Here is a 14,709-nt window from a genome sequence, read left to right on the forward strand (position 1 = left end):
TTCACGCTCCAACCGGTACATCTCCCCTGCTCCGAGCCCTGCTTGGGTCCGAACTCGACCGTGATCACGGAGAGTAAGGAAACCAATCACCCGTTCGATCCGTATTAATGACTGAAGGTCGCACCAAGGCAGCGGGCCCGAGTGACGTCGCACAGCGGCACCGCTTGATCGAGGCAGTACCGACGAGGGAGAGAACATGCAACCGTTCGCGCTCAACTACGCACGCCCCGCGGCGGAGTTGGAGTTCGCCACGCCGTACGCGTACGACCCCGGAATGCAGTTGAACGTGCTCCTCGACGGCCGGGTCGCCGCTCGCGACCACGCCCTGCTCAGAGAACTGGGGACGACCACCTCGACGGCGGGGTCCAAGACCCACTTCGACGACTGACCACGGGTCGCGAACATGACCGTGCTCATCCTGACCTGTGAAGAAGACGTCACGGCGGACATGGTGGTCGTGCACCTGAACGCCGCGGGCGTCCCGGTCGTCCGGCTCGATCCGGCGGATCTGACCGGCACCGTCGCCCTCTCCGGGGAGTACGTCCACGGTGCCTTCCGGGGCCATCTGTCGTCCGCAGGGCGGCTGGTGAGCCTCGACGGGCTGCGGTCCGTCTGGGTTCGCCGGCCGGGCACCGCGGCGGCCCGGGCGGCCGAGCCGTCCCCGTGGCTCACGGAGGAGTCCTCACAGGCGCTGTACGGCATGCTCCGGGGCACCGGGGCACGCTGGATGAACCATCCCGACGCGGCCGTGCGGGCCCGGCACAAGCCGTGGCAGCTACGGCTGGCGCAGCTCAGCGGGCTGCCCGTGCCCGCCACGCTCATCACGTCGTTCCCGCAGGCGGCGCGGGACTTCGCCGAACGCTTCCCGGACCTGGTGGTCAAGCCGGTGTCCGGGGCCCATCCGCAGGATCCGCCGCGCGCGGTGCCCACCACCCGGGTCCCGCCGGGCGCCGACTTCGCCGCCGTGGCCTACGGTCCGACGCTGCTCCAGCGCCGGGTGGCCAAGCGGGCCGACATCCGGCTCACGGCGGTGGGGGACCGTCTGCTCGCGGCCCGCAAGGAGACCGTGCCGGGCGGTGACCCGGAGGTGGTGGACGTACGGTTCGCGCCCTCGGCCACGCCCTGGCAGCCGGCCGAGATCGCGCCCCGGCTGGCGGAGGCGGTGCGCACGTATCTGCGGGAGGCGCAACTGTCCTACGGCGCCTTCGACTTCGCGGAGGACGCCGACGGGACCTGGTGGTTCCTGGAGTGCAACCAGTCGGGGCAGTTCGGGTTCGTGGAAGTGGACACGGGCCAGCCGATCGCCCGCACCATCGCGGAGTGGCTGTCGGGGCCGCCACCCGCGCGGCGGGACTTCCGGCGGGCCGACCACTGCGGCACCGTGGCCCCCTGAACCCGCCCCGGACATACCGGACTCGACAGCGCACCGGCGCCGGCCGAAGCCCGAGGGAAAGGCTTCGGCCGGCGCCGGATCAGGTCTCTCACACGGCCAGGGACAGCCCCGGGCCGGCCGTCGTGACCGCACCCGCCGGCGCGAGCAGCGCGTCGGCGGCGGCGACCGCCTCCCCGACGTCGGACGTCCCCATCAGCACGCACAGCGTGTACGTCACGTCCTGGAGTTCACGGGCCGTCTCCGGCCGTTCCCCCTCGGACTGAGCGATCCTCAGCGTCGCGTACCGGGTCAGCAACGTCCTGGCGACCTTCGGGTCCGGAACGATCACGGGCGCCCCTCTCTACGGTTGTTGCGCAGCGTGTGCCCGGACCTGGGCGCTTCATGCACGCCGGGCGGAGATGTCACCCGCCGGGGGCATGATCCCGCCATCGGCGCCGTCACCGTGCGCGACACGACGTACGACGGTGCGTGACACATGACCGTAACGGTGTGTCACGCGACCTGTCCGCTGTGCAGTTCCGTGTACGGGCCGCCGCGGCGCAGGAGTTCGTCGTGGGTGCCGGTCTCCAGGATGCGGCCCTCGCCCATCACCACGATGCGGTCCGCGCCGCGCACGGTGGACAGCCGGTGGGCGACGACGAAGGTGGTGCGGCCGTGCAGCAGTCGGGCGAGCGCCTGTTGGACGAGTGCCTCCGAACGGGTGTCCAGGGCGGAGGTCGCCTCGTCGAGGACGAGCACCTTGGGGTCGCGGATCAGGGCGCGGGCGATGGCGAGCCGTTGTTTCTGCCCGCCGGACAGCCGGGCGCCGCGGTCGCCGACGAGGGTGTCGAGGCCCTGCGGCAACCGTTCGACGAACTCCAGCGCGTTGGCGTCCCGCAGGGCGGCGCGGACCGCCTCGTCGTCGGCCTCGTCCTCCTTGCCGTAGACGACGTTCTCGCGGATCGTGCCGTCGAAGAGGATCGACTCCTGGGGGACGACCGACACGAACCGGCGGTAGGTGCGCAGGTCGAGGGTGCTCATGTCGGTGCCGTCGAGGAGGAGCCGTCCGGTGGTCGGCCGGATGAAGCCGATGACGAGGTTGAGGACGGTGGACTTGCCCGCGCCGGACGCGCCGACCAGGGCGATGGTCTCGCCGGGGGCGACGGTCAGGGTGAAGTCGCGGACGGCGGGCCGGTCTTCGTCGTAGGCGTGGCCGACGTCCTCGAAGGTGACGGCGCCGCGCAGGGTGGTGACCTCGGACTTGCCCTCGTTGTCCTCCAGTTCGGGGGCCTGGAGGACCTCGCCGACCGAGCGGACCGACTCCAGCCCCTTGGCGATGACGGGGGCGAGGCCGGTGAGGGTGGTGGTGGAGTTGGTGAGGGTGGTGAGGAAGGCGCTGAGCATCACGACGTCGCCGGCGGTGACACCCCAGACGCCGTAGTACGAGATCAGCGCGGCGCCGGCGAGGACGAGCACGCCGATCACGTTGAGCAGGACCCAGGCCAGCGAGCCGACCCGGCCGTTGAGGAGGTCGAGGCGCATGCCGGAGGTGAGCAGCCGGCTCAGGGTGCCGTCCATCCGGCGCAGGGCCTTGCCCTCCAGGCCGTGGGCGCGGGTGACCGGGATGAGCCGGGTCATCTCGGTGACGCGGGAGGAGAGGGTCTCCACCTCGTGGCGGAAGTTCTCGTTGTGGGCGCGCAGTCGGGCCCGGAGGCGGTCCACGAGGAGGGCGGCGGCGGGGACGACGAGCAGGAAGACGGGCACGAACTCGGGGGTGCGGACGGCGATGATGACAAGGCCGCCGGTGAGCACGGTGATCGCGCCGAGGCCCTGTTCGGCGGTCTGCTGGACCATCTGCTCGACGGTCTCGACGTCCCGCACCACCTTGGCCTGGAGGACTCCGGCGCTGACCCGGGAGTGGTAGCCGATGGACAACTGCTGCATCCGGGTGCACAGGGCGGAGCGCAGCGCGGTGCCCATGCGGCGGACGCTGCCGTAGAGGAGGCGGACGTAGAGCAGGTGCAGGGGGTAGTTGACGAGCAGGATGAACAGGATGACGGCGGTGCTGGTCCACAGCCGGTCGACCGGCTGGTGCTGGACGACGGTGTCGATGATGGACGCGGTGATCAGCGGCAGCAGCCAGATGGGGCTGTGCTTGACCGTGAAGACGACGACCGCGGCGGCCAGGCTGCGGCGGTCGGCGCGGAGGAGGTAGGCGAGAGTGCGGATCGGGTGCTCGCCGCGGTAGCGGTGGTCGAGCGGTCGTTCGTACGACGACGCCATGGGCGGCGGTCCTCCTGAGGGTGTCGCAGGTCGGCAAGCGCTTGCGCCCCACCAGCCTGGCCCCGGCGCCATCGGGGGTCCAATACACAGGAGTGAACGCATTCAGCAGTGCGGCCGCTGAATCGCGAGAGGGGCGTGCCGCGGCACGCCCCTCTCCCCCGTTCATGTGCGATCGGTCAGCCGCGGCCCGCCAAGTAGTCGGCGACGCCCGGTGCTTGGTGCGCGTCCTCCACGCCCACCAGACCGCCGACCGCCTTCGCGTCCGGCTTGAGGATGTACGACGCGAGGGCGGCCGGCTCGGAGACGTCGGAGAAGTCCTGCGGGGAACCGAGGCCGGTGTCGGCGTTCTTCGTGGCGCGGTGCGCCTTGACCACGTCCTCGCGGGCGAGGCTGCCGTCCGCGCACGCCTTCTTCAGGTCGCCGCCGAGGAGTTGGGCCGCGTTGTAGCCGGAGAGCACGCCGGAGTCGACCGGGGAGTCCGGGTACTTCTTGCCGTACGCCGCCACCATCTTCCGCACGCCGGGCAGGTCCGAGCTGACCGCGGGCGCGGCGCTGACCACGTGGAGCAGGGCGGTGAGGGCGGGTGCGGCGGGGGTCTTCATGAGCTGGGGCGCGAAGCCGGGGGCGCTGCTGACCACGGGGACGCGCAGTCCGCGGGAGGCGGCGACGCCGACCAGGGAGGCCGTCTGGGCCGGTCCTGCGCTGATCAGGACGGCCTTGACGCCGGCCTTGCGGAGCGCCGACACCTGTGCGGACAGGTCCGTGTCGGTGGCCTTGATCTTCTGTCCGACGACCTTCATGCCGGCCTGCTTCGCCGCCCAGGTCGAGCCCTCCAGGGCGTTGGCGCCGTAGTCGCCCTCGAAGTAGACATGGCCGATCGTGTCGCCCTTGGCGAGGCCCTTGGTGCGGATGAGGAAGTCGACGGCGGCGATCATGTCGACGTCGTAGGTGGTGCCCATGACCTGTACGGAGTCCTTGCCGAGCAGGGAGGCCGCCCATGCCTGCGGGAAGGTCAGCAGATGGTCGCGTTCGATGTCGTCGAGGAGGGCGGCGACCACCGGCGATCCGATGACCTGGGGCAGCGCGACGACGTCCGGGGAGACGTCGGCGTACGCGGTGACCGCCTTCTGCACGTCGTAGCCGTGGTCCTTGACGACGATCTCGACGGTGCGGCCGCAGATCCCGCCGTCGGCGTTGGTCTCGTCGGCCCACATCTGCTGGGCCTGGACGATGGACTTGCCGAGGGTGGCGTAGGGGCCGGTGAGGTCGGTGAGGGCGCCGAGCCTGATGGACTTCTCGGTGACTCCGGGGCCGGACTTGACGCCGTCGGCGCCCGCCGAGCCGCCCTTCCCGTCGGCCTTGGAGCTGCATCCGGTGGCCGCGGCCAGCAGGACGGCGAGGGAGGCGGCGAGGACGGCGGCGGACGGGGTGCGGTGTCTGTGGTGCGTGCGCTTCACGGGGTGGGCTCCTTGGCTCGGGCGGCGGTGGCCGAAGTGGGGTCGATGGGAGGGGACTTCGGGCTACGGGTGCGTGCGGCGGGCCACGGCCGGGCGCGGATCCGGGCGCGGGCGCGGCGGACCAGGCCGTGCAGTCCGTCGGGGGCGTACAGCAGGACCAGGACGATGGCCGCGCCGTAGAGGTAGCGGGCGGCCTCGGTCGGGCCGACGCCGCCGTCGGTGGTGCCGGGGGCGGCCACCAGGGGCAGTTGGTCGGCGTAGCGGGTCATCAGCAGGGGCAGCGCGGTGACGAACACGGCGCCCGCGGTGGCCCCGGCGACCGAGCCGAGGCCGCCGATGACGATCATCGCGAGGTAGTCGACGGAGAGGGTGAGGCCGAAGTAGTCGGGGACGACCCGGCGGAAGGCCAGCGCGAGCAACACCCCCGCAAGGCCCGCGTACATGGAGGACACGACGAAGGCCGCCGAGCGGTAGCGGGCGACGTCGACGCCGAGCACCGAGGCCGCGGTCTCGCTGTCGCGCAGGGCGGTCAGGGCGCGCCCGGGGCGGCCGCGCAGGATGCCGCGCGCGGTCCACCAGGTGCCGGCCAGCAGGGCGAGGCCGAGGTACCACAGCCGTTCCTCGGCGCCGAACGGCACGCCCAGCACGAGGAGTTCGGATCCGTCGCCGCCGAACGAGAAGCCGCCCAGGGTCAGCGGGGGCACCGAGCGGCCGTTGAAGCCGCCGGTGACGGAGTCCGCGGTGAGCAGCACGTGGTGGCCGAGGAAGACCAGCGCGAGGGTGGCGACGCCCAGGTAGATGCCCCGCACCCGGCCGGCGACCGGGCTGAACAGTCCGCCGGCCGCGCCGGCCAGCAGCACCGCGAGGAACGCGGCGAGCGCGGGCGGCAGCGCGGGACCGGGGTCGCCGGCCAGCCAGGTGTAGCCGTAGGCGCCCACGGCGAGGAAGAAGGCGTGGCCCAGGGAGAGTTGGCCCGCGGTGCCGGCGAGCAGTCCGAGGCCGACGGCGCCGATGGCGGCGGCCATCGCGAACAGGCCGACCCGCAGCCAGAACGCGTCCAGGTAGAAGGGCGGCGCGCACAGCAGCAGCGCGGCCAGGAGCGCCGTGACGCCCTTGGGGATCCGGTCAGACACGGGCCGCTCCCTTCGCTCCGAACAGTCCGGTGGGCCGTACCAGGAGGACGGCGACCATCACGGCGTAGGGCGCGACGTCGCCGAACCCCTCGCCGAGCACGTGCAGTTCGGACTGGTAGCCGGCCGCGAGCGCCTCGGTGAGGCCGATGAGCAGGCTGCCCGCGAGGGCGCCGGGCGGGGACGCGAGGCCGCCGAGGATGGCCGCCGGGAACGCCTTCAGGGCGATCTGGCCGGTGGTGCGTTCCAGTCCGGGGGCGGGGAACGCGGCGAGGAACACGGCCGCCAGGGCGGCGAGCGCGCCGGCCAGGCACCAGGCGAGGGTGCGCACCCGGCTCAGCCGGACGCCCATCAGGGCCGCCGCCTCGGTGTCCTCGGCGGCCGCCCGCAGGGCGAGACCCCAGGAGGTGTACCGGAACAGGGCGAAGACGGCGGCGATGGCGACGGCGGAGACGACGATCGCGGCGATCCGGCTGTCGGCGACGGTCACCGGCCCCAGCCGGGTCACCGCGTCGCCCCAGGGGTCGCCCAGCGAGAGCAGGTCCCCGCCGATGCGCCGGGACAGGTCGGTCAGCAGGACGATGTCCACGCCGATGGTGACGATGGTCTGGACGTGGGCGGCCCGGGGGTCGGGGTCGCCGCGCTGGAGCAGCAGCCGGTCCAGCGCGCCGGCCAGGGCCGCGGTGGCGAGGACGGCCAGGGCGAGGGCACCGGCGAAGCCGAGGTCGTCGTGGAGGACGGCGACCAGGTAGCCGCCGAACAACAGCAGGGAGCCCTGGGCGAAGTTGAGCACGCCGGACGCCTTGAAGACGACGACGAAGCCGAGCGCGACCAGGGCGTAGACCGCGCCGAGGGCGAGGCCGGCCAGGACGCTGTCGAGGAGGGCGGTCATACGGGGTCCTCTCCGGGGGCGGTGGTCCGGCCGGGGGCCGTGAACTCGCCCGGGGCGCCGGTCTCGCCGGGGGTGCCGAGGTAGGCGCGGAGCACCTCGGGGTGGTGGCGGATCTCGTCGGGGGTGCCGTGGGCGACGGTGCGGCCGAAGTCGAGGACGGTGACCTCGTCGGCGATCCGCATCACCAGGCCCATGTCGTGCTCCACCAGCAGGACGGTCAGGCCGAGTTGGGTGCGGACCGTGCCGATCACCTCGGCGGTGCGGTCGCGTTCGGCGCCGTTCATGCCGGCCACCGGTTCGTCGAGCAGCAGCACGCGTGGCTCCAGGCAGAGGGCGCGGGCGAACTCGACGCGCTTGCGGTCGCCGTACGACAGGAGGGCGACGGGTGTGTCGAAGTGGGCGCCCAGGCCGGTGAGTTCGGCGATCTCACGGGTCCGCTCCCGGTGTTCGCGCTGTTCGCGGACCGCGCCGGGCAGCCGGAGCGCGCTGGCGGCGAACCCTGCGCGGGTGAGGGCGTGCCGGCCGAGCATGAGGTTGTCGGCGACGGTGCCCTCGGTGGTGACGATGTTCTGGAAGGTGCGGGCCACCCCGAGCGCGGCGACCTTGTGCGGGGCGAGGCCGGTCAGTTCGGTGTCGCCGAGCCGGACCCGCCCCGACTCCGGGCGGTACAGGCCCGACAGGACGTTGAAACAGGTGGACTTCCCGGCACCGTTGGGCCCGATCAGGGCGTGCACGGAGCCCGGGGCGACGGTGAACGAGACGGCGCCGAGGGCGGTCAGGCCCGCGAACCGTACGGTGACGTCCTCGAAGCGGAGTTCTGGCGGCGGTGCCGGGAGGTTCACGCGGCCCCCTGGTCGCCGGCCGTGCCGCCGAGGTAGAGCCGGCGCACCTCGTCGGTGCGGGCGAGTTCGTCGGCGGGACCGGACAGCCGCACCTCCCCCACCTCCAGCACATGGGCGTGGTCGGCGAGGGAGAGGGCCATGCCCGCGTTCTGCTCGACCAGCAGGACGGCCGTGCCCTGCTCGTTGATCTCGCGGATCACCTCGGCGATCCGGAACACCATGCGCGGGGCGAGGCCGAGCGAGGGCTCGTCGAGCAGCAGCAGCCGGGGCGCGGCCATCAGGGCGCGGCCGATGGCCAGCATCTGCTGCTCGCCGCCGGAGAGCAGTCCGGCGGCCTGCCGGCCGCGTTCGGCGAGCACCGGGAAGAGGGTGTACACCCGGTCCCGGGCCTCACGGACCTGCTCGGGGGCGCGGCGGCCGAGCCCGAGGCCGCCGCTGCGCAGGTTCTCCTCGACGGTCAGACCGGCGAACACCCTTCTTCCCTCGGGGACTTGGACGACCCCGGCGCGGACGGCGGCGACCGGGTCACGGCCGTCCAGGGCGGTGTCGCCGTAGCGGATCAGACCGGCGGTGACGGTGCCGCGGTGCAGACGCAGGGTGCCGGACACCGCCCGCAGCAGGGTGGTCTTGCCGGCGCCGTTGGCGCCGAGGAGGGCCACCACCGCGCCGTGCGGGACGGTCAGGGACACGGAACGCAGGGCTTCCTGGGCGCGGCCGTACGTGACGTCGAGCCGCTCGACGTGCAGCGCGGGCCGCTCCTGCGGGGGTGCTTCGGGCATCGCGGCTCCTCGGATCCGTACCGGCGGCGGCACGTGTGTCGGGGGAAGGGGGAGCCACGACAGCACGGCGGGCGAGGGGCGGTACAGGCGAGGAGGCGGGCTCGCTGCGCGGAACCAACGGGAGGTCGGAGGGGTTGTGCGGGTGCCCAGGGGGTGGCCCGGGGGCGGCCCGCGGTGTCTCAGGCGGTGCCGCGCAGGCCCCGGGACGTCAGCGCGAGGCTGATCTCGACCACGTCCGCGGGGCGGGACAGTGAGCGGCCCGTCAACTGCTCGTAGCGGCGCAGCCGGTTGAGGACCGTGTTGCGGTGGCAGTGCAGCCGCTCACCGGCCCGCTGGGCGGAGCCGTCGCAGGCCAGCCAGGTGGCGAGGGTGTCGAGCAGGACGGCCTCGTCGGCGGGTTCGAGGGCGCCGAGCGGGCCGAGGACGCGGTCGGCGAGGGCGCTGCCCAGTTCGGGGGCGGAGACCACCAGCGCGGCCGGCAGGTGCTCGGTCAGCCGTATCGTGCCGCCGCCCCGCGGGCACAGGCCGAGCGCGAGGTCCGCGAGCCGGCGGGCGTCGCCGACGGCGGCCAGCCCGGTCACGGCCGTGCCGACGCCGGTACGGGTGCCGCCGTGGGCGGGGGCCGGACCGCCGTCCGCGCCGGCGTCCCGCCCGGGGTCCGGGTCGTCGTCGCCGAGCAGCACGATGCCGTAGTCCACCTCCACGCCCGTGTGCCAGTACACGCGTGTACCGCGGCCGTAGGCGGCCCGGACCGCGGCGGTGTCGGCGGGGCAGCCGCCCGTGACGGCGACGACGGCGTACCGGCCCTGTTCGGGCAGGTCGAGGGCGTGAGCCGTCTCCGGCAGGTCGGCGATGCGGCTGGTGCCGTCGAGCAGGGCGGCGGCCAGCAGTCGCAGCCGGTTCTCGCGCCGCCAGGCGAGCTGCCGTTCGACCTGGCGGTAGGCGTCGGCGACGAGGGTGCAGTGCTCGTCGACGAAGTTCCACACGTCGGCGGCGACATGCACCAGCAGCCGTACGTCCTCCGGGGCGGTCCGGGAGGTCTCCTCGACCAGGCCCTGCCAGACCAGCGAGCCGCCCAGCCGGAACGCGTGCAGCAGGGCGTCCAGCGGCAGGCCCTGTTCCGCGCGGTTCGCGCCGATCTTCCACGAGCACCGGCGGGCCGCGTCCCGGTGGCCGCGCGGGTCGAGGAGCGAGGACACGCTGTGCCGCAGGGACCGGTGCACCTCCTGCCAGGTCGCGCTCGGATCGCTCGCCACGGCCGCGCGGTAGGCGGGCTCCTCGTCCTGGAGCGCGGCGACCAGCCGGTCGGTGAGGTCGGGCAGGTCCGCCAGGAGCACCCGGGCGGCCCGGTGCAGGACCTGGAGGGCGTCGGCGTCGATCAGCGACCGGACCCGCTGCGGGCGCGGCCGGTGCGCGGGCACGGCCGACGGGGCCGGTGCGGGGCGGGCCACGGTCCGTGACCGTAGGGCGTACTGCATCGCGGTCTCCCCCCGGGGCGGGTTGCGTGCCTGCCGGCTCGTCCTGCCCCGAAGGATGGCATACCGTCCGGTCGGTCCCTAGGGGTGTGCACGGTCGATTTCGGTGTGCCCGCCGCTCGTGCCTATCTCAGTGCCGGTGCCGTCCGGGGGTGGCTGGGCGCGTTCGACCAGCCGGGCCAGCTCGACGCGGGAGCGCACGCCGAGCGCCGCGAACGTCTTCCGCAGGTGGTAGTCGACCGTGCGGGTGCTGACCGACAGGGCCAGCGCGACCTCCCGGTTCGTGGCGCCCTCGGCGACCCAGCGGGCGATCCGGAGCTGCTGCGGGGTCAGCCCGGACAGTCCCGGCGCCGTCCCGGTCCGGGCGCCCGCGGAGACGCCGAGGGCGCGCAGTTCGGCTCGCGCCTGCTCGGCCCAGGCGCGGGCGCCGCAGCGTTCGAAGCCCACGAGGGCGGCCCCCAGCCGGTCGCGCGCCTCACGCAGCCGGCGTCTGCGCCGCAGCCATTTGCCGTACGACAGCTCCGTACGCGCCCGTTCGAAGTCGCCGTCGGCCCGGTCGTGCAGGCCGAGCGCGGACCGGTAGAGGGCGTCGGTCCGGTCCGGCGGGGCCAGCAGGGCACGGCAGCGCAGGAGTTGGGCGGGGGCCTGCGGATCGGCCCCGAATCCGGCCCAACGGGCGAACTCCTCGATGACGGCGACGACTTCGGCGGCCTCGCCACCCTCTCGCTGACGGCCGTCCCCTCGCTCGCGGCCTCCCCCTTGGCCGCCATCGTCCCGCCGGTCGCCTCCGTCGGCCCGGCCCGCCGAGACCGTGGCCTCCACATAGCAGGGCACCGCCGACATCCACACCGCGAAGTGCCCGCGCCGCGGCCCCGGACGTACCAGGGGGCCGAGCCGGTCGGCGGCCTCCCGGGGCCGCCCGTGCCCGAGGTCGGCCCGGGCCGTCGCCCACTCCGCCAGGGTCGCCGCCTGTACGAGCCCGTGCCGTCGGGCGACGGCCAGCGCGGCACGCGCGTGTACGGCGACCTCGGCGAGGCCGCTGTCGACGGAGGCGGCCAGGGCGAGCGCGGCGTGGTGGTGGGCGGCGGTGTTGCGCCGTCCCGTCCGGTGCGCGGCGCGCAGCCCTTCCTCCGCGTGGGTCCTGGCCACGGCGTGCCGTCCGGCGCGCAGTTCGGTGTAGGCGAGGTACTCGCGGGCCAGGGCGGCGACACCGCCGCCGGTCCCGTGATCGGCGGCCAGAGCGCGCGTCCCGGCCCGCCGGGCGGCCGGCAGGTCGCCGAGCATCAGGGCCGCGGCGGCGGCGCGCAGGGAGGTCTCGGGGACGTCCGGCAGCTCTCCGGTCTCCGTGTCCGCCACCAGCCGCCCGAGCCGCCGGGCCGCCGCCGGGAATCGCCCTTCGAGCAGGGCGCGCAGACCGTGGGCGTAGTCGGCGGCGGACGGCACGGCGTCACGCCCGGCCGGATCCTCACCCCGCGGCAGGGCCTGGAGGCAGCCCGCGGCGTCGCCCGCCGCCCATGCCGCGTCCGCCGCCGCCAGGGCCGCCGTCCGGGCCGGCCGTGGGTCGTCCGCGCCGGCCAGCAGTCGGGCGGCCAGGAGCAGGGAGGCGCGGGCCTCGTCGACCGGGCCGTCGTGCAGGATCGTGGTGCCGCGGGCCAGTTCGATTCGGCCGCGCAGGGCCCGGGGCACGGCGTGGTCGCGGGCCGCGTCGAGCAGCCGCCGGGCCCGGTGGGCGCGTCCGGCGAGCAGGGCGTGTTCGGCCGCCGCCGTGTACCACTCGGCCCGCCGGGTGGGGTCCGCCGCGAGTTCGGCCGCGCGGGTGTAGGCCGCGCAGCGCGGGCCGTGCGGGCCGGGGCCGGCGGCGGCTTCGGCGAGGGCGTCCGCCGTCCCCGGCGGGGGCGTCGCCGAGGCGCGGGCCCGGTGCAGCAGGGCGCCGAGTCCCTGGGAACCCTCCGCCTCCAGCGCCTCGGCCAGCGCGCGGTGGGCGGCGCGGCGCCGCTCGGGCGGGGCGCTCTCGTAGACGGCGCGGCGCACCAGGTCGCTGTGGAACCGGAGGGTCCCGTCGGTCGAGGCGAGCACTTCGGGCACCGGGACGGCGGTCCGCGCGTCCCGCAGCACGAGGCGGGCGTCGGCCCGCTCCTCCTCCCCGTCCAGGTCCGTCAGGGCCGCCGCGACCCTCAGCACCAGGTCGCGCTGGGCGTCGGTCAGCCCCGTCAGGCAGCCGCCCGCGAGGCCGGTCAGCGAAGCGGCGTCGGCCGGCGGGCGCGGTGCGCGCCGGTGTCCCCGGAGCTGGGCGGGCGTGAGCCGCCGGGCCATGGCCAGCAGCAGGGCCGGGTTGCCGTCGGCGGCGTCCACCAGATCGTCCCGTACGGCCGGGTCGGCGTCGCCGCCCGTGACCTCGTCCAGCAGCGCGGCCGCCTCCGCAGGGGTGAGCGGGTCGAGGCGGATCACCGGCAGTCCGGCGAACTCCGGGTCGACCGGGCGGTGTCCGGCCACGCTCAGCAGCAGGCTCACCCGGGCGGTGCCGCGCAGGCGCCGCGCCGCCTGGCCGAGCACGGCGCGGGAGGGCGCGTCCCACAGATGGGCGTCGTCCACGCACACCAGCAGGGGCGCGTGCGCCGCGGCGGCGTGGAGCGCGTCGAGCAGCACGGCAGGACCGGTCCCGTCCGCCGCCTCCACGGCCCGCAGCAGGGCGCGCAGTCCGGCGTCCGGTACGGCGAGGTCGGCCGCCACCGACACGGCGGCACCGGCCCGGTGCGCCCGGGCCGCTCGCGCCAGGAACGTCGTCCGCCCGCAGCCGGGTTCACCGGTCACCACCCGTGCGGGAGCCGTGATCGTCTGTCCGGTCATGTCCACGACGCTACGGACGGGCCCGGGGAGCCGGAAGCCGTGCGTCCGGCCCCGGTTCCGGCCGTCCCGGGGCTGTCACCTGGGGGTTCGCCGGGGCCGGGAGCCCGGCGCCTTGTGCGGGTGCCCAGCGGCCATGGCCGCGCCGCGTGCACGGGCACAGGGGCGGGCAGGCGGCGGACGAGGACGTACGGCGTCCCGGGGGTCACCCTGGAGGTGCAGCACCGACTCAGCGCCCCCGCCCCGAGGAGACCGCGACGTGTCGTCCCGCACCCGGAATCTGGAGATCGCGCTCCGGCAGGCCGTCGCCGACGGGCTGCTCGGGGAGGAACGGCCGGTGGCCGGCTTCGTCGACGTGCGGGGCGTACGGGACAGCGTGGCCGGGCTGCACGCGGCGTTCGCGGGGGTGCCGGACGTGCTGCACGCCTTCGCGGCGAAGGCGTGCCCGCTGGTGCCGGTGCTGCGGCTGCTCGCGGACGCGGGGACGGGCTGCGAGGTGGCGAGCCCCGGGGAGACCCGGCTGGCGCTGGACGCGGGGTTCGCGCCGGAGAGGATCGTGCTGGACTCCCCGGCGAAGACCCGCGCGGAGATCCGGGAGGCGCTCGCCCTCGGCATCGCGCTGAACGCGGACAACCTCGCCGAGCTGGAGCGGATCGACGCCCTGCGCCCGGCCGGCTCCGCGTCCGTCGTCGGGCTGCGGGTCAATCCGCAGGTGGGCGAGGGCTCGATCGGCGCGATGAGCACCGCGACCCCGCACTCCAAGTTCGGCGTGGCGCTGCGGGACGAGGGCGCCCGGGACCGGATCGTCGACGCCTTCGCCCGCCGCCCCTGGCTGACCCGGCTGCACGCGCACGTCGGCTCGCAGGGCTGCCCGCTGCCCCTGATCGCCGAGGGGCTCGCGACGCTCCACGGACTCGCCCAGGAGATCGACACGCGTCTCGGGCGGCGCCGGGTGACCAGCCTCGACCTGGGCGGCGGACTGCCGGTGAACTTCGCCGACGACACGGTCACCCCGACCTACGACGACTACGTGGCCGCCCTCACCGCGGCCGAGCCGGCCCTGCTGGACGGCCGCTACCAGGTGGTCACCGAGTTCGGCCGCTCGCTGCTGGCGAAGAACGGCTTCACCGCGGCGGTCGTCGAGTACGTCAAGGACGCCGGGGGCCGCCGGGTGGCGCTCACCCACGCCGGCGCCCAGGTCGCCACCCGCACGGTGTTCATGCCGGAGTCCTGGCCGCTGCGGGTGTCGGCGTACGGCCCCGACGGCACGCCCAAGCGCGGGCCCAGGGTGCCGCAGGACATCGCGGGGCCGCTCTGCTTCGGCGGGGACGTCGTGGCGCACGCACGCCCGCTGCCGGAACTCGCCGAGGGCGATCTGGTCGTCCTGCACGACACCGGCGCCTACTACTTCTCGGCGCCCTGGGCCTACAACAGCCTGCCCCGGCCCGCCGTGTACGGCTTCCTGGCCGAGGACGACGGCAGCGCCTCCTTCGCCACGGTGCGGGCCGCGCAGTCGGTGCGGGAGGTGTCCGAGGAGAGCGGGCTGGCACAGGCGGACGCCCTGCTGACGGGGTTCACCGCTCCCCCGCCGCCTTGAGCCGCTCTCCCGCCGCCCTGAGCCGCTCCCCCGCCGCC

12 protein-coding genes are annotated in these 14,709 nt (G+C 74.9%); 3 read left to right on the forward strand and 9 right to left on the reverse strand.

The features are described from left to right. Nucleotides 1-196 precede the first annotated feature (196 nt). Nucleotides 197-388, forward strand: coding sequence for a putative ATP-grasp-modified RiPP (tgmA, locus tag G6W55_RS02180; RefSeq protein WP_030795856.1), 192 nt, complete (start codon nt 197-199; stop codon nt 386-388). A 15-nt stretch (nt 389-403) separates the two neighbouring features. Continuing rightward, nucleotides 404-1,393 (forward strand): ATP-grasp ribosomal peptide maturase, encoded by a 990-nt coding sequence (gene tgmB, locus G6W55_RS02185; RefSeq protein WP_175519036.1) that lies wholly within the window; start codon nt 404-406, stop codon nt 1,391-1,393. Nucleotides 1,394-1,481: 88 nt separating this feature from the next. Here the strand turns inward: tgmB and G6W55_RS02190 are convergent, their stop codons facing one another. The 9 genes from G6W55_RS02190 to G6W55_RS02230 all read right to left on the reverse strand — a co-directional run bounded on the left by G6W55_RS02190 (nt 1,482) and on the right by G6W55_RS02230 (nt 13,077). Further along, the gene (locus tag G6W55_RS02190) at nt 1,482-1,721 is read right to left on the reverse strand and encodes a DUF5133 domain-containing protein (RefSeq protein ID WP_175519037.1); all 240 of its coding nucleotides are present in this window, start codon (nt 1,719-1,721) and stop codon (nt 1,482-1,484) included. A 164-nt stretch (nt 1,722-1,885) separates the two neighbouring features. Continuing rightward, nucleotides 1,886-3,655 carry an ABC transporter ATP-binding protein gene (locus tag G6W55_RS02195; RefSeq protein ID WP_175519038.1) on the reverse strand — a complete coding sequence of 590 codons (1,770 nt, stop codon included), beginning with the start codon at nt 3,653-3,655 and terminating at the stop codon, nt 1,886-1,888. A gap of 176 nt (nt 3,656-3,831) precedes the next feature. Further along, a complete protein-coding gene (locus tag G6W55_RS02200) occupies nt 3,832-5,112 on the reverse strand; it encodes an ABC transporter substrate-binding protein (RefSeq protein WP_175519039.1) in 1,281 nt (426 codons plus the stop codon). After that, entirely contained in the window at nt 5,109-6,245 is a 1,137-nt protein-coding gene (locus tag G6W55_RS02205; RefSeq protein WP_175519040.1) for a branched-chain amino acid ABC transporter permease, read from the reverse strand. The genes G6W55_RS02200 and G6W55_RS02205 overlap by 4 nt, the downstream gene beginning before the upstream one ends. Then, nucleotides 6,238-7,134, reverse strand: a complete 897-nt coding sequence (locus G6W55_RS02210; RefSeq protein WP_175519041.1) for a branched-chain amino acid ABC transporter permease — start codon at nt 7,132-7,134, stop codon at nt 6,238-6,240. Before G6W55_RS02210 ends, G6W55_RS02205 begins: the two co-directional genes overlap by 8 nt. Then, complete coding sequence (locus G6W55_RS02215) at nt 7,131-7,976, reverse strand: ABC transporter ATP-binding protein (protein WP_175519042.1); 846 nt, start codon at nt 7,974-7,976, stop codon at nt 7,131-7,133. The genes G6W55_RS02210 and G6W55_RS02215 overlap by 4 nt, the downstream gene beginning before the upstream one ends. After that, complete coding sequence (locus G6W55_RS02220; RefSeq protein ID WP_030795847.1) at nt 7,973-8,755, reverse strand: ABC transporter ATP-binding protein; 783 nt, start codon at nt 8,753-8,755, stop codon at nt 7,973-7,975. The genes G6W55_RS02215 and G6W55_RS02220 overlap by 4 nt, the downstream gene beginning before the upstream one ends. Nucleotides 8,756-8,934: 179 nt before the next feature. Beyond that, nucleotides 8,935-10,233 carry a helix-turn-helix domain-containing protein gene (locus G6W55_RS02225; RefSeq protein WP_175519043.1) on the reverse strand — a complete coding sequence of 433 codons (1,299 nt, stop codon included), beginning with the start codon at nt 10,231-10,233 and terminating at the stop codon, nt 8,935-8,937. Nucleotides 10,234-10,311: 78 nt separating this feature from the next. Beyond that, nucleotides 10,312-13,077: a helix-turn-helix transcriptional regulator gene (locus G6W55_RS02230; protein WP_175519044.1), complete on the reverse strand. Its 2,766-nt coding sequence runs from the start codon at nt 13,075-13,077 to the stop codon at nt 10,312-10,314. Between the two features lie 133 nt (nt 13,078-13,210). Between G6W55_RS02230 and G6W55_RS02235 the strand changes: the two genes are divergently transcribed. Beyond that, nucleotides 13,211-14,671, forward strand: coding sequence for a diaminopimelate decarboxylase (locus G6W55_RS02235; RefSeq protein WP_175519045.1), 1,461 nt, complete (start codon nt 13,211-13,213; stop codon nt 14,669-14,671). Nucleotides 14,672-14,709 lie beyond the last annotated feature (38 nt).

Origin of the sequence: Streptomyces sp. CAI-85 (assembly GCF_013363615.1) — a bacterium.
Lineage (GTDB): Bacteria > Actinomycetota > Actinomycetes > Streptomycetales > Streptomycetaceae > Streptomyces > Streptomyces antibioticus_B.

Excerpts from the sequence above, each read along its gene's own strand:
- G6W55_RS02210 (WP_175519041.1), bottom strand. The coding sequence starts at position 7,134 with ATGACCGCCCTCCTCGACAGCGTCCTGGCCGGCCTCGCCCTCGGCGCG.
- G6W55_RS02235 (WP_175519045.1), top strand. The coding sequence starts at position 13,211 with ATGGCCGCGCCGCGTGCACGGGCACAGGGGCGGGCAGGCGGCGGACGA.
- G6W55_RS02195 (WP_175519038.1), bottom strand. The coding sequence starts at position 3,655 with ATGGCGTCGTCGTACGAACGACCGCTCGACCACCGCTACCGCGGCGAG.
- tgmB (WP_175519036.1), top strand. The coding sequence starts at position 404 with ATGACCGTGCTCATCCTGACCTGTGAAGAAGACGTCACGGCGGACATG.
- G6W55_RS02220 (WP_030795847.1), bottom strand. The coding sequence starts at position 8,755 with ATGCCCGAAGCACCCCCGCAGGAGCGGCCCGCGCTGCACGTCGAGCGG.
- G6W55_RS02230 (WP_175519044.1), bottom strand. The coding sequence starts at position 13,077 with ATGACCGGACAGACGATCACGGCTCCCGCACGGGTGGTGACCGGTGAA.
- G6W55_RS02225 (WP_175519043.1), bottom strand. The coding sequence starts at position 10,233 with ATGCAGTACGCCCTACGGTCACGGACCGTGGCCCGCCCCGCACCGGCC.
- tgmA (WP_030795856.1), top strand. The coding sequence starts at position 197 with ATGCAACCGTTCGCGCTCAACTACGCACGCCCCGCGGCGGAGTTGGAG.